The organism is Mediterraneibacter agrestimuris (assembly GCF_943193195.1).
Classification (GTDB): Bacteria; Bacillota; Clostridia; order Lachnospirales; family Lachnospiraceae; genus Schaedlerella; species Schaedlerella agrestimuris.
Genome location: NZ_CALPDG010000024.1, coordinates 26,840 through 40,865 on the forward strand (window position 1 = coordinate 26,840; position 14,026 = coordinate 40,865).

The following is a 14,026-nucleotide window of genomic DNA, read 5'->3' on the forward strand; positions in this document are numbered from 1 at the left end:
CAAGCGTCCTTTCCTGCTGATACGTTATTTTACGCCAAACAGTAAATCGCCATAGGTTGGGAATGGCCAGTATTTTTTTGCTGTCATTGTTTCTGCCTCGTCACAGGCAACTCGGAGTTCACCCATTTTACTTAAGACAACATCACGAATCATATAAGATTCTGATTCAATGTCTCCGGCATCCTTAAGCTTCATCACTGCATCATCCAGTTCATCGGCTTTAACCGCAATCTGGTCTTCCAGTCTTGCCAGTTTCTTCAGCAGCCCCGCTTCATAACTACAGGAAATAGAAGCATCAACTGCTTTTTTCGCTGCTGCTGTATTGGCAAGCTCCAGTACATATGCACTTACCGCCGGAGCAATCTCTGTTTTTGCCATATCAATCATGGTATTTGCCTCAATCAGCACTGTCTTGCAATAGTTTTCCAGCATAATCTCACATCTTGATTTCAGCTCAGCTTTAGAAAATACCTTATGGCCTGTCAGCATCTGTACATTCTTTTCATCCAGCAGGCGCGGCATACAATCCGGTGTTGTACGGTAGTTGAGAAGCCCTCTCTCTTCCGTTGCTTCCTTGATCCATGTATCATCGTAACCATTTCCGTTGAAAATGATATGCTTGTGGTCTTTGATGGTCTTTCGGATCATTTCATGTAATGCATCTTCAAAGTTTTCCGCTTTTTCCAGTCTATCCGCATAAATTTTCAGGCTTTCTGCTACTGCGCTGTTCAGCATGATGTTTGCACATGCAATGCTGTTAGAAGAACCCAACATACGGAACTCAAATTTATTTCCGGTAAATGCAAAAGGTGATGTACGGTTACGGTCTGTAGTATCACGGTTGAATTTTGGAAGCACATCCACACCAAGCTTCATCTGTGCCTTTTTCGTTCCTGCGTATGGAGTATCCGTTTCAATCGCTTCAAGCACCGCATTTAATTCATCTCCAAGGAAAATAGATACCACTGCCGGAGGTGCTTCATTCGCACCAAGTCTGTGGTCATTTCCTGCTGTTGCAACAGAAAGGCGGAGCAGATCCTGATAATCGTCCACTGCTTTGATCACTGCACACAGGAATAATAAAAACTGTGCATTTTCATACGGTGTCTCTCCCGGAGATAACAGATTCACGCCTTTATCTGTCGCAAGAGACCAGTTATTATGTTTTCCACTACCGTTTACTCCGGCAAATGGCTTTTCATGAAGCAGACATACAAGTCCATGCTTTGCTGCCACTTTCTGCATGATCTCCATGGTTAACTGGTTATGGTCTGTCGCAATATTTGTTGTCGTATAAATAGGGGCAAGCTCATGCTGTGCCGGAGCCACTTCATTATGTTCTGTCTTAGCCAGAATTCCCAGTTTCCAGAGTTCCTCATTCAGTTCTTCCATATAAGCCGCAACTCTTGGCTTAATCACGCCAAAGTAGTGATCATCCATCTCCTGTCCCTTTGGCGGCTTCGCACCAAAAAGAGTGCGTCCTGTAAATCGAAGATCTTTTCTCTGTTCATACATTTCCTTTGTAATGAGGAAATATTCCTGTTCCGGTCCTACCGATGTACGGACACATTTCACATCATCATTTCCAAACAGATGAAGAATACGAAGCGCCTGCTTATTCAAAGCTTCCATAGAACGAAGCAACGGAGTTTTTTTATCCAGTGCCTCTCCGCCATAGGAACAGAACGCTGTAGGAATACATAATGTTTTCCCTTTGATAAACGCATAAGAGGTAGGATCCCATGCTGTATATCCTCTTGCCTCAAAAGTAGCCCGAAGTCCTCCAGATGGGAAAGAAGATGCATCCGGTTCGCCTTTGATCAGTTCCTTTCCGGAGAATTCCATAATCACGCCGCCGTCCGGGGATGGAGAAATGAAGCTGTCATGCTTTTCTGCTGTTACGCCGGTAAGAGGCTGGAACCAGTGTGTATAGTGAGTAGCTCCATTTGCAACTGCCCAGTCTTTCATAGCTGCTGCAACTGCATTGGCCACGCTAATATCAAGCTTTGCACCTTCGTCAATGGTTTTTCTCAAAGATTGATAAACCTTTGCTGACAAATTTGCTTTCATCACTCTGTCGTCAAAAACTTTACATCCAAAAAATTCTGAAACATTCTTCATAATGTCACTCCTTCCAATTTGAAAATAAAAAGGCAAGGTTGTCTTTCATGGTACTTTTCCCTGCACCTGCAGAACCTGCCACCGGCAGCTTCCTACGGATGCTTTAGCAACACTCAAGACGCCCTTGCCTTTTGAATCAAATTGCATCTATTTTGATTTTATAAAGTAAAAAGCGCCTCTGAGAATTTCATCTCAAAGACGCCTTTGCCTTTACGTGTTGGATAATACACCCGGAAAAATCATTTGTCAATCCCTTTTTTTAATTTTTCACTCATCCTTTTTCCCGACTCGACTTTTTCCAGGTCATTCCATCTGCCGGATTTATAGAACGCCAGAGAAAGTATAACTGCAACAATCCAGCCTATTGGCCATGCACACCAAATGCCTGTGGTTCCCAAAATTGTTCGAGATAACAGGACAGCAATTCCAACTCTCAAAATCAGATCCAGAAAGGTTGTAACCATAAATTTTCCCATCATTCCGGCTCCACGCAGTATGCCATCAGCAACAAACTTCATAGAAATCACAAAATAAAACGGGGACAGAATCCTCAAGAATTCGATACCTGTTTGAAGCGTCAATGCAGTCGGTTCATCAATAAAAGCATACAAAACCCATTTTCCCGCAAAGAAATAAAGCACAAACAGCGATGCGCTAAGCATCCAGACCATCTTAATCCCTGCCTTGAACCCTTCCCGTATACGTGGCAGCTTCCCAGCTCCGATATTCTGCGCCGTATAATTTGAAATACCATTTCCAAGGGTTGTAAATGAAGTGATTACAAGGTTATTAAGCTTTACCGCTGCTGAATATCCAGCCATAACACTCGGACCAAATCCGTTAATTGTTCCCTGAATGATAATATTGCCCACAGAGATAAAACTCTACTGTAAAATACTCGGAACTGCAACTGTCATAATTCTTTTTAGAATATCAAATGAAAATAATGGAATCCTGTCTGTTTCTATTCCTTTCAATCTTCGAAAGACAACAAAAACAGCAAGTACACAGCTAACTCCCTGACACAGAAAAGTTGCCCAGGCAACCCCTGCTACTCCCATATGAAAAACTGTAACGAACAGGATATCCACAGCAATATTCGATGTGGATGAAGCTGCCAGAAAATAAAAGGGTGTTTTGGAGTCTCCCAATGCTGAGAAAATTCCCGTTGCGATATTATAAAAAAAGACAAACGGAAGCCCTAAAATATAAATATCCAGATATATTTTAGAATCACCAAGCAATTCTTCCGGTGTATTGATCATTCCAAGCAATGAATCGCAAAAAAGCAGACCGCAAACCATTAGAACAATACATATCATTGCACTGGTAATCATCGCTGTATAAACAGCAGTCTTCATATTTTCGTATCTTCTCGCTCCAAAGAACTGTGACACAATAACAGAACACCCCATGTTGCAGCCGAAGGCAAATGCTATAAATATCAGCGTAATCTCATAACTATTCCCTACTGCTGCCAGTGCATTTTCACCTATAAACTTTCCTGCAACAAAACTGTCTGCAATATTATAAAGCTGCTGGAATACGATGCTTCCAAACAAAGGCATACAAAATTTCCATAATACAGCTTCGGGCTTACCTACGGTTAAATCATTCATCATAACCTCTCCTCACGCTCCTTTCTTCTGACTGTACAGATGACGCTTTGTCATCTTTTGAGGATTACAACGCAAAAAAGGCAAAAACACCTTTTATGCGATTTTTCTATCACATCAAAGACGCCCTTGCCTTCCGAGGTTAGATGATACATCTATAGAAATTAAATGTCAAGCAACTTGAGTAAGTAAATTGATGTCTTCTTTAAGTTTTAAAATATAAATCACATTTTTCCTGAATACGGAACGAATGAAAATAGGTGTTCTCCATCGGAATCCATCTCTCTTGAAACATTAGAACGCCGTCCTCACCGTTTCGCAGGCGAATACGTTGTATTTGTTTTTTTGCTTCTGCATCCAGAAAAACCGATAAATCGTAATAATTTTTTAAAACCGGGTGACAGGAATAAGAACCTTCCACGATTGTAACATTTTTTGGAAATACTAAAATAGGTTTTCCCATTTCCTGCTTATGGCAGTTGAAAGGCCGGTAAGAAAAACGAAATCGCACATAATCCATATTTTCTCCTGCCTGTTGTGAACGTTCCATTGTATTCTGTTTCCAGGGCAGGAAAAAATGATCCATATGAATGACGTTGCAATCACACAGTTCGGCAAGGTGTGCTGCAAGGGTGGTTTTACCCGCAGCACATCTGCCGTCAATGGCGAGCACCAACGTGCTTCGCTGTTTTATTTCGGTTAGAAGTAATTCTGCAATATCTTTTATCAGCATTTTTATTTACCGAACAGCCAAATTTTCTAACGGCTGCTTTCTCCGAAAAATTACCAAACCCGTACGATTTAATGCGACCATAATAGTAGGAATTAATGTCAACTGCACAAGAATTCCAGGAACGGCGTTTAACAAGGCCCCTGCTATAAACATCTGCCATGTAAAAGATTTTCCAATAAGTCCAAGCAATACAATCTGGACGATGCCCCAAACAATTCGCCCTGCGATCATAGCTGCAATCAGCGATCTATATAGGGAAATCAAACATTGCCAGTGAGAACGTCCATAGATAAATCCTATAACCAATCCGTAAGTAGCCAATTCAAATGCCATCGCAATGGCTGTAGGGAACAAAGGCGGCATCCCGAATGTAACCGAACGCAGAAACGGAAGAATAAAACCGCTCAATGCTCCGTACTGCCATCCGCATATCAATCCGCACAGAATAACTGGAAGATGCATCAGAAGCAACATATTTCCAATTTGCTGAATTTGTCCTGTCAAAAAAGGCAGAACCATACCAACCGCTATAAACATGGCTGATAAAGTAAGTTTTTTTGTTGTTTTATGCATTTGGCTTTCTCCTTTCATCTATCATTTTCCAATACCATATGGTATCTTTTTAAATTGTTTAACTAAACTTACACAGGGATCTTGAATCAGAAATTATATATTAAATTCCAAGAAACCCTCTTACAAATAATGCCGCACATACAGCACCTACAAAAGGCGCAATCCCCGGAACAAGTAATCCGTATCGCCAATCATTATCCGTCTTATTTTTAATTGGCAATAATGTATATGCCAGACGCGGACCTAAATCTCGGGCTGGATTCATGGCAAAGCCTGTAGGGCCTCCCAAGCCCATACCTACTGCCCATACCAAAATTCCCACTCCGATAGGAAGCATTTTTTCAGAATATTTTGCAATACCAAGAACTGATGACAAAAAGACAAAAGTATCAAATGCTTCCACAAAGAAATTTCTCGAAAGATTTCGGATATTGGGGTTCGTAGAAAATATATTTCGAATTGCCACCGAATCGACAACGTTTTCACTCGCTTTAAAATGATCTGCATACATTACATAAACAATGCATGCTCCGCATAATCCTCCAAGAAATTCTGCCACACAATAAGGTATAAAACAGTTCCACGGAATCATGCCAAGAATTGCCTGTGCGAAAGCCATTGCAGGATTGATGCAGACTCCTCCAAATACCATCAACACGATGGTAATCCCGAATCCCCATGTAGTAATCGCAAATAAATGTCCGCTTCCTCTATATTTTGTTTTATTCAATACTTCGTCACAATGAACTCCAACACCAAAAACAATCATCAGGGCAGTTCCTAAGAACTCTGACATTATATTATGTATCATCTCTTAAATATCCTTTCATGTATTTTCTCTTATTGTTCTTCTACTACAACACCCAACCCGTCTGGAATGACAGCGACCTTTGCATCCTTTCCCTTAAAAGCAAATGCTTTTTTCAAAGCTTCATCCACTGTTGATGCCAGTTCCATATGCAACCCCAAAACAAGCTTAGGATCTACAAGATCAGAAACAAGAATCACTTTATGATGCACCAAAATTCTGGCAAGAATCTGGCTGGTCCACTGTTCCGGAGCTGTCTCTAGTCTTGGTGTATGAATTGCTTTTTCCAGAAATTCGCCCAGTTCTTTTACATTTGCAATATTATCATAGAAATCCTGTCCTCCATGACCGTCACGGCAGCCCGCAACCATGATGATTACACCGTTTTCCGGAAGCGTTGCTTCTGCAGCAGTCATTCCCTTAACGGCTTGATAAATATTCTGATCCAAAGGATATCCGCCATTTGTGGAAATTGCAATGTCACAGTCTACTCTCTTAACGCATGCCAGAGAACGCACAAAATCGCAACCTTTCTCATGCGCTTTCTCCATATCTCCTGCAAAAGAACCGATGATCTTATGTTCCCCGTTTAAAACTACGTTAACGATAAAGGCAAGTCCAGCTTTGCGTGCTGCATAAACCATATCCTCATGAACCAGGTTAAACTTTAGATTTCCTGTACGTGAGTTCTTATCATTGATGAACTCTCCGCTGTGATTCGCCATAATTGTTTTATAAGAAGCAATTCCTGGAAGAACAGACTTTCTACCGCCAGAAAATCCTGCAAAAAAATGTGCTTCAATAAATCCTTCAGCAATAAGAAGGTCAGCATCTGCCGCAATCTTATTGATAATGCATGCACCTCCACTTGGCAAAGTTCCGATTTTTTTCATGGAGTTGTCATCTTTCGCAATATGCATGACAATTTCTTCATTTTCAACGATTTCTTTTCCGTATTTATCAATTAGCTCTTCTTTGGTACTTGGACGGTGAAATCCTGTGGCAACAAGAATTCTGATTCTTGCATCTGGTGACACACTCCTAATTCTGCGAAGAAGAATCGGCATAATAATTTTTGATGGAACAGGACGAGTATGATCAGAGCTGATAATTACAATGTCCTTCTTACCTTTTGCGAGTTTCTCTAATGTCTGTGAACCAATGACATGATTCAAAGATTCCTCCACAATCTCTTTTTCGCTTTTGTCACAAACATAATCACTTTGTCTGCCTACAAGTACTCCAGCTAAATTTTCATCTTCCAGACTTATTTGCATGATTCTTTTGTCATAAGGTACTTCCATTTTAAACATAATTTATAACTCCTTTCATTTTTGACAGAGTATGCCCTATTTCAATGCATGCAAAAACCACATTTGATAGTAACATTTGTTAACATTTGTTGACGTTTTTTGCACTTTGATTTATAAATATAAACAGAGGAGCTAAAAACAAGGAGGTTATTGATGAATAACAGCTATCTTTTATCCTTTTTAAGTCAAAGAAATATTCCCACCATTACCCGTAAACGCCATGCCTATCTGACTTATTACGGGCTTGAGCAGCAGTACACCTATATTCTCAAGGAGGGCGTTGTTAAAACCAGTATTATTTTCAAAGACGGGCGAGAATTTAACATTGCTTATCTGAAAGGACCTAATATTATTTCTCTTCTTAGAGATGAGGTCAGCATTTATACTTCAGCTCCATTCAATGTTCGTGTCGAAACAGAAGAAGCTACATTTTATTTAATCCCCAGAGTTGAATTCTGGAATTATATAAATAACGATAGGCAACTCCAAGATTACGTTAAAGAATACTATCGCTTAAATCTGGCTGAAGCCATCCAACGACAACAACTGATGAGCATGAACGGAAGAACCGGTGCCGTCTGCGCATTCCTCTATACTTTAGTTCATCAATTTGGGAAAGAACATAGAAATGGTTGGCTTATAGATTTTCCTGTTACAAATGAAGATATTGCGGGTTTTTGTGGTATTTCCACCAGAAACAGCGTTAACCGCATCCTACACCAGTTAAAAGAACAGGGGATAATTGATATTCAGAATCAGAAGATTCTTGTGATGGACATGGTATATATGCAGCAGTATGTTCCGGAATAAATCCAACTAAAAGACTCTGTCACTTCAACTCCCCTGCCCTATTGATGGGATAGGGGCTTTTTTATACGTTTTTGTGGTATAACATAATCTTATGAATGTCTTAAATATTTTTTCTAAAAATCCATTTGATGATTTTTTCTAACACGTTTAAATAATTTGGCTAATATATAATATGTATTTTTATATATACGCAAAGAATGCGCAACTTTTGTCCACTTTTTTATCTGTTTTGGCAAGTAATTTATATCTTAATACGATATACTCGACTCAAGAAAACAAGAAAGGAGATAACATCTTATGAGAAACAAATTTCATGCATTTATTGATAAGCTTTTAAGTTTCTATACAGATTATTTTTTCCATGGAAGCTATCATTTTTAGCTGTTTGCCCATCAAATTTTTAATTCCTTTTCTAAATGGGCAACCACAAATCACTGAAAGGCTAGCCTTGTAAACAAGAAAGGAGACAATATTTTATGAAAAACAAATTACATGCATTTATTGAAAACATTTTAAATTTCTACGCAGATTATTTCATCCGTGGTAACTATCATTTTTAACTGTTTGCCCATCAAATTTTTAATTCCTTTTCTAAATGGGCAACCGCAAATCACTGAAAGGCTAGCCTTGTAAACAAAAAGGATTTTCCAGATTTCATTCGTTTATCATATACAATTCCGTATTCTCTTTTTTAAATCACCTATTGACACCCATATAAATCAGTGCTAATATCATGTCAATTCAATATGATAAACCGTTGAAGCGGAGATAACGGCAATGATGCCTTTACAGAGAGCCTGTGTTGCTGAGAGTCAGGCGAGAAACAAGTTGTCAAATGGACCGCTGAGGGTGCAGTCAAAAGTGTACATTTATTTACACCCAGTATTCTGCAACGTGTGGGCATACGTCAGTTGCCGGGGATATGTTGGTATCCTGCTAAGCGCATAGGAGCAATCCTATGAATCAAGGTGGCACCGCGGATAGTGTCGTACTCTATATATTTGTACGTGATTCGTCCTTGACAGATAGTTGTATTCTGTCAGGGGCGTTTTTTATTTTCAAAGTCCCTGGCTCAGAATAAAAACCAAGGGAGTTTTCCTATATTACGAGGAGGCGAATATCATGTTATTAACCAAACGATGGCGTCGAATGGTGGCGCCGAAGTAACAGTGCGAATCAAAGACACATAAACAACATTTATTTTTATCTGGAGGTAATGACTATGAAAAACGAGAATATCCCATACAAAATCTATCTGAATGAATCCGAGATGCCAAAGGCATGGTATAATCTGCGTGCCGATATGAAACAGAAACCGGCACCACTATTAAATCCCGGCACCCACCAGCCGATGAAAGCAGAAGAACTGGCAGGTGTATTCTGCGAGGAACTGATTGCACAGGAACTGGACAATGATACTGCTTACTTTGAAATTCCGGAAGAAATCCGAGCGTTTTATAAAATGTATCGTCCATCTCCTCTTGTACGTGCTTACTGCCTGGAAGAAAAGCTGGGAACCCCTGCAAAAATCTATTACAAATTTGAAGGAAACAACACCAGTGGCAGCCACAAACTGAACTCAGCCATTGCACAGGCCTATTACGCTAAAAAGCAGGGACTTAAAGGCGTGACCACAGAAACCGGAGCCGGTCAATGGGGTACTGCCCTTTCCATGGCTTGTTCCTACTTTGACCTTGACTGTAAAGTATATATGGTAAAATGCTCTTATGAGCAAAAACCTTTCCGACGTGAAGTCATGCGCACATACGGTGCATCGGTAACACCATCTCCTTCCATGGAAACAGAAGTTGGAAGAAAGATTCTTGCAGAGCATCCGGGAACTACCGGAAGCCTCGGCTGTGCAATCTCCGAAGCTGTGGAAAAAGCTGTAACAAGCGATGGCTACCGCTATGTGTTGGGCAGCGTTCTCAACCAGGTGCTTCTTCATCAATCTGTGATTGGTTTGGAAACCAAAACTGCACTCGATAAATTCAATATTAAGCCGGATATCATCATTGGATGTGCCGGTGGGGGATCTAACCTGGGTGGTCTTATTGCACCATTTATGGGAGAAAAACTCCGTGGAGAAGCAGACTACCGTATCATAGCCGTTGAACCGGCATCCTGCCCTAGCTTTACCAGAGGTGTATATGCCTACGACTTTTGCGACACGGGAATGGTATGCCCGCTTGCAAAGATGTATACTCTTGGCAGTGACTTTATCCCTTCTGCCAACCATGCAGGCGGTCTTCGCTACCATGGCATGAGTTCTACTCTGTCGGAGCTTTACCATCAGGGACTTATGGAAGCAACCAGCGTAAAACAGACCGATGTCTTTGAAGCAGCCGAATACTTTGCGCGAGTAGAAGGAATCCTGCCTGCGCCGGAAAGTTCCCATGCAATCCGTGTTGCCATTGATGAAGCACTGAAATGCAAAGAAACCGGTGAAGAAAAAACGATTGTATTTGGACTTACAGGCACTGGATATTTTGATATGGTTGCATATGAAAAATTCCACGACGGTGATATGGACGATTACATCCCAACTGATGAAGAACTGGAAATTTATCGTAGTAAACTTCCTATAATAGAATAATTATTTTCGCTTCGTTCCTTAAACCACCAAAAGCAGAACCCTTGATATGGTTCTGCTTTTGCGTGTCATCGTAGAAGCGGCATACTGCCCGTGAGTTTATTCACTTTCTTCTTTGCTCCGCAGATTGCAAGACCGAAGTATTGCAATCTGCTTTCAGGTACATGACCCATCTTTTCAATAAATTCATCGTATGTTTTACATCCTTGAGCTAAATCAGAAAAGTCCACGACAGTTAAATCCTGAAAATCCTGCTGATATAGCTTTTCTCTGATTTCTTTGATTGTCTCCGTGGAACCCTTTAGGATGGGAACGGGGAACTCAATAATTCCAAGATGTTCGTTCCCGCTCTGATCCATCACATCAGCCCCGACTACCTGCGGCATTTTCTTACCAAGTGTTATCCCCATAATTGCCGCCGTATTTGCAATAATACCAAGGGGCAAGTTTTCGTCAATTACCATAACACATTTTTCATTTTGTAAGTCCATGATTAACCTCTTTTCTCATAGTTTTTCTTTCTGACAGAAATAAACCTGCCAATGTCAAAAGCGTACCAATAATAGATAAAGCTGTAATTTGCTCATGTAAAATCAATGTCGAAGTTACAACAGTAATAACGGGAACCATGTAAATATAGATACTTGTTTTCACAGCCCCCAGAACCTTAACTGCAAGATTCCAAGAGACGAAACATAATGCCGAAGCGCCAAGCCCCAGGAAAATAATATTGAACAAATACACAGGATTGGTAAATCGTGACAGTTCCAAATGGAAGTCAAACATAAATAGCGTAGGTATCATAAAAAGTATACCGTAAAAGAATACTCGTCTTGTTGTGAGAATGGTATGATATCCATAGCTGCTGATTTTCTTTGTCAGAATGGAATAACATGCCCAAACAAACGCAGCCAACAGAGCTAATAAGTCCCCAACAGGATTTAGTTCCAACTTTGAGCCATTGAAGCTGATCAGAAAAATACCAATCATTGCAACAACAAATCCGATAAAGAAATTTGCTCTTAGTTTACCTTCTTCTTTCAAAAACAGATGGCTCATAATGGCGGTAAAGAATGGAGCTACTGAAATAATAACTCCCACATTTGAAGCCATTGTATAAGTAAGTGCGATATTCTCCAAAAGATAATACAGACAAATACCGCAGAGACCAGCCAGGGCAAAGGTAAGTTCTTGCCTTTTAGTAGTTGCTTTTAGGCGATGCGGATAAATAATGAGCAAAGCAAGCAGACCCATAACGAAACGGAAAAACAATATTTCCACCAGCTGGAAATCCACCAATAAGATTTTGGTAGATATAAAAGTTGTTCCCCAAATGATGATCGTAAGCAAGGCGCATAAATGCCCTGCTTTATTCCTATTTTCCATTTGATTTATCCTCCCCACTGCTCTTGGCTAAAAAGATTTCCCGATAAACTCCAGGAGACAAACCGATAAAGCGGTTAAAGTAATTTGTGAAATGGCTCTGGTCAGAAAAACCTGTTCGTAATGCTGCCTCAATTGGCGGGAAACCTTGCTCCAACAATTTTTTTGCTTCTCCAATACGGATATTTTCGAGATAACTGTACGGTGTAACACCTTTTGATTTTGTGAATGCTCTCAGTAAGGTGGATTTACTAAGACCTGCATAGCGGCATATCTGGTCTAAATAAATGCGTTCTGCAAAATGCTGTTCCATAAATCGGCAAGCCTTTTCAATCTCCTCCCGACACTCAGGAATACAGTTTTCAAATGGCTGTCCATACCGTTGTATCAGCATGGAAATAAGCAGGAGCAAATTTTCTTCTTTACCAAAATCGCATAATCCTTTCATTACCATCTCATGCAATGGGTGTAGATAGCAGATGACTTCTTCATCAAAAATTACATTCTCGGAAAAGCCTGGAAGCTCCCGTTTTCCGGTTACTTCTTCGGTTAAATCCAACATAACCTCTTTAGAAATGTTAAATCCCCGATAATCTAAAGTTCCGCCATCATTTTGGACGCAGGCGTGATTATCACCGGGATTAAAAAGAAGGACATTCCCCTTTTGTATCGCATATTCATTATTTTTGCAGGAAAGGCAGCGTTCTCCACTCTCTACAAATCCAATTACATAGTATTCATGAAAATGGTTCGGAAAAGGCTGCTGGGTTCCCTCAAAGCGATAGGCTTCGAGCCGTAGTTCGTCATCATAAACAACGGTTCTTGTTTCTTTCTTCATGTGCTTTCCCTCCTTGCTAACGATATTCTATCACTGACATTTCAAAAAGGCTTGTAAAATATCTTCATTTATTAGCTTATTAAAAATATATGGAAATCCCTTCCTCATGGAAAACGGCGGCCCCTCCGAGCCGCCGTAAGTCAATGTTTCCTGATTTGTTGGATTTCCCTCAAATAGAATTGTGAAAATTATGCTTTCCTTAATATTTAATGAATTTCGAATTTGCATACCAGTATATTTTAGGAGCTACAAAAGAGTTTAACTCTCTACTATTCAATCGCCAATAAAGCAGCTTTTGTTGCGTGAATCTGCGTTGTATCAAATACTGGTATCTCTACATCCTTTTGATGAATCAAAAGCCCAATCTCCGTACATCCTAAGATCACACCCTGCGCGCCTGCTTTTTCAAGCTGCTTAATAATGTTCACAAATTTCTTCCTTGACTCTTCTGAAATAATTCCAAGGCAAAGTTCATTGTAAATAATATTATTTACAACCGTAACGCCTGCCTCATCTGGAATCACAACTTCAATACCAGCCTCAATTAATTTGCTTTTATAAAATTCTTGTGTCATCGTGTATTTCGTACCAAGAAGACCGACTTTTTCAATACCATTTTCTTTCAGGGCATCGGCAGTTGCTTCTGCAATGTGAATAATTGGAATCGAAATCTTTTTCTGAATTACAGGTGCAACTTTGTGCATTGTATTTGTACAAATAATAATAAAACCTGCACCAGCTTTTTCCAGATTTTGTGCCGCCTCAGCTAACACTGCCGCACTCTTATCCCATTCACCCTTTGTCTGATATTCTTCAATCTCAGCAAAATCGACGCTGTAAAGAAGTACCTTTGCGGAATGTAAGCCTCCCAATTCACGTTTCACTGTTTCGTTTACAATTTGATAATATGTAACTGTACTTTCCCAGCTCATTCCACCAATTAATCCAATTGTTTTCATAATTACTCCTCCAATTTTAATTCATATAAGTTTAATCTTATTGCAATTGTTCAAAAGTTCTTTTATCGTATCGCTTTATTTCTTTATGAAACAAGGAATATTTTAGAACAAACTCTATACAATCTTCTCTTTCAATTCGCTTAACTTTAGGTTTACCATTAACAATATCGCATACCTTTACTTCTGGCATGCCACTTCCAATAAGCGTTATTGCACTGCGCGATTTCATATTTTCACCTCGTATCCTCATTTTTTGAATTATTATATAGCAAGTATGAA

The 14,026-nt window shown here is 39.9% G+C and carries 14 protein-coding genes; 2 read left to right on the plus strand and 12 right to left on the minus strand.

The window, feature by feature from the left end:
• Positions 1-24 precede the first annotated feature (24 nt).
• The 7 genes from NFS18_RS11940 to larA all read right to left on the minus strand — a co-directional run bounded on the left by NFS18_RS11940 (position 25) and on the right by larA (position 7,164).
• Entirely contained in the window at positions 25-2,121 is a 2,097-nt protein-coding gene (locus NFS18_RS11940; RefSeq protein WP_251390394.1) for a glutamine synthetase III family protein, read from the minus strand.
• Between the two features lie 239 nt (positions 2,122-2,360).
• A complete protein-coding gene (locus NFS18_RS19950) occupies positions 2,361-2,993 on the minus strand; it encodes an MATE family efflux transporter (protein WP_331477676.1) in 633 nt (210 codons plus the stop codon).
• Between the two features lie 12 nt (positions 2,994-3,005).
• The gene (locus NFS18_RS19955) at positions 3,006-3,743 is read right to left on the minus strand and encodes an MATE family efflux transporter (RefSeq protein ID WP_331477677.1); all 738 of its coding nucleotides are present in this window, start codon (positions 3,741-3,743) and stop codon (positions 3,006-3,008) included.
• A gap of 199 nt (positions 3,744-3,942) precedes the next feature.
• Positions 3,943-4,470 (minus strand): uridine kinase family protein, encoded by a 528-nt coding sequence (locus NFS18_RS11950; protein WP_251390397.1) that lies wholly within the window; start codon positions 4,468-4,470, stop codon positions 3,943-3,945.
• 6 nt (positions 4,471-4,476) lie between these two features.
• Entirely contained in the window at positions 4,477-5,043 is a 567-nt protein-coding gene (locus NFS18_RS11955; RefSeq protein WP_251390399.1) for an ECF transporter S component, read from the minus strand.
• Between the two features lie 100 nt (positions 5,044-5,143).
• On the minus strand, positions 5,144-5,854 hold the full coding sequence (larD, locus tag NFS18_RS11960) for a D/L-lactic acid transporter LarD (RefSeq protein WP_251390401.1): 711 nt from the start codon (positions 5,852-5,854) through the stop codon (positions 5,144-5,146).
• 29 nt (positions 5,855-5,883) lie between these two features.
• Positions 5,884-7,164, minus strand: coding sequence for a nickel-dependent lactate racemase (gene larA / locus NFS18_RS11965; protein WP_251390403.1), 1,281 nt, complete (start codon positions 7,162-7,164; stop codon positions 5,884-5,886).
• Between the two features lie 153 nt (positions 7,165-7,317).
• Between larA and NFS18_RS11970 the strand changes: the two genes are divergently transcribed.
• Together NFS18_RS11970 and NFS18_RS11975 are read left to right on the plus strand one after the other, a co-directional pair.
• Positions 7,318-7,974 carry a Crp/Fnr family transcriptional regulator gene (locus tag NFS18_RS11970; RefSeq protein WP_251390405.1) on the plus strand — a complete coding sequence of 219 codons (657 nt, stop codon included), beginning with the start codon at positions 7,318-7,320 and terminating at the stop codon, positions 7,972-7,974.
• 1,222 nt (positions 7,975-9,196) lie between these two features.
• Positions 9,197-10,570, plus strand: a complete 1,374-nt coding sequence (locus NFS18_RS11975; protein WP_251390407.1) for a TrpB-like pyridoxal phosphate-dependent enzyme — start codon at positions 9,197-9,199, stop codon at positions 10,568-10,570.
• A gap of 65 nt (positions 10,571-10,635) precedes the next feature.
• On the opposite strand, the gene NFS18_RS11980 is transcribed toward NFS18_RS11975, so the two are convergent.
• The 5 genes from NFS18_RS11980 to NFS18_RS12000 all read right to left on the minus strand — a co-directional run bounded on the left by NFS18_RS11980 (position 10,636) and on the right by NFS18_RS12000 (position 13,976).
• On the minus strand, positions 10,636-11,058 hold the full coding sequence (locus NFS18_RS11980) for a DUF2000 domain-containing protein (RefSeq protein WP_251390409.1): 423 nt from the start codon (positions 11,056-11,058) through the stop codon (positions 10,636-10,638).
• Positions 11,042-11,953 (minus strand): DMT family transporter, encoded by a 912-nt coding sequence (locus NFS18_RS11985; protein WP_251390411.1) that lies wholly within the window; start codon positions 11,951-11,953, stop codon positions 11,042-11,044. Before NFS18_RS11985 ends, NFS18_RS11980 begins: the two co-directional genes overlap by 17 nt.
• Positions 11,943-12,788: a helix-turn-helix domain-containing protein gene (locus tag NFS18_RS11990; protein WP_251390413.1), complete on the minus strand. Its 846-nt coding sequence runs from the start codon at positions 12,786-12,788 to the stop codon at positions 11,943-11,945. The genes NFS18_RS11985 and NFS18_RS11990 overlap by 11 nt, the downstream gene beginning before the upstream one ends.
• Positions 12,789-13,057: 269 nt before the next feature.
• Positions 13,058-13,747: an aspartate/glutamate racemase family protein gene (locus NFS18_RS11995; protein ID WP_251390415.1), complete on the minus strand. Its 690-nt coding sequence runs from the start codon at positions 13,745-13,747 to the stop codon at positions 13,058-13,060.
• Between the two features lie 37 nt (positions 13,748-13,784).
• Positions 13,785-13,976, minus strand: a complete 192-nt coding sequence (locus NFS18_RS12000) for a UDP-N-acetylmuramoyl-tripeptide--D-alanyl-D-alanine ligase (protein WP_251390417.1) — start codon at positions 13,974-13,976, stop codon at positions 13,785-13,787.
• Positions 13,977-14,026: the final 50 nt, after the last annotated feature.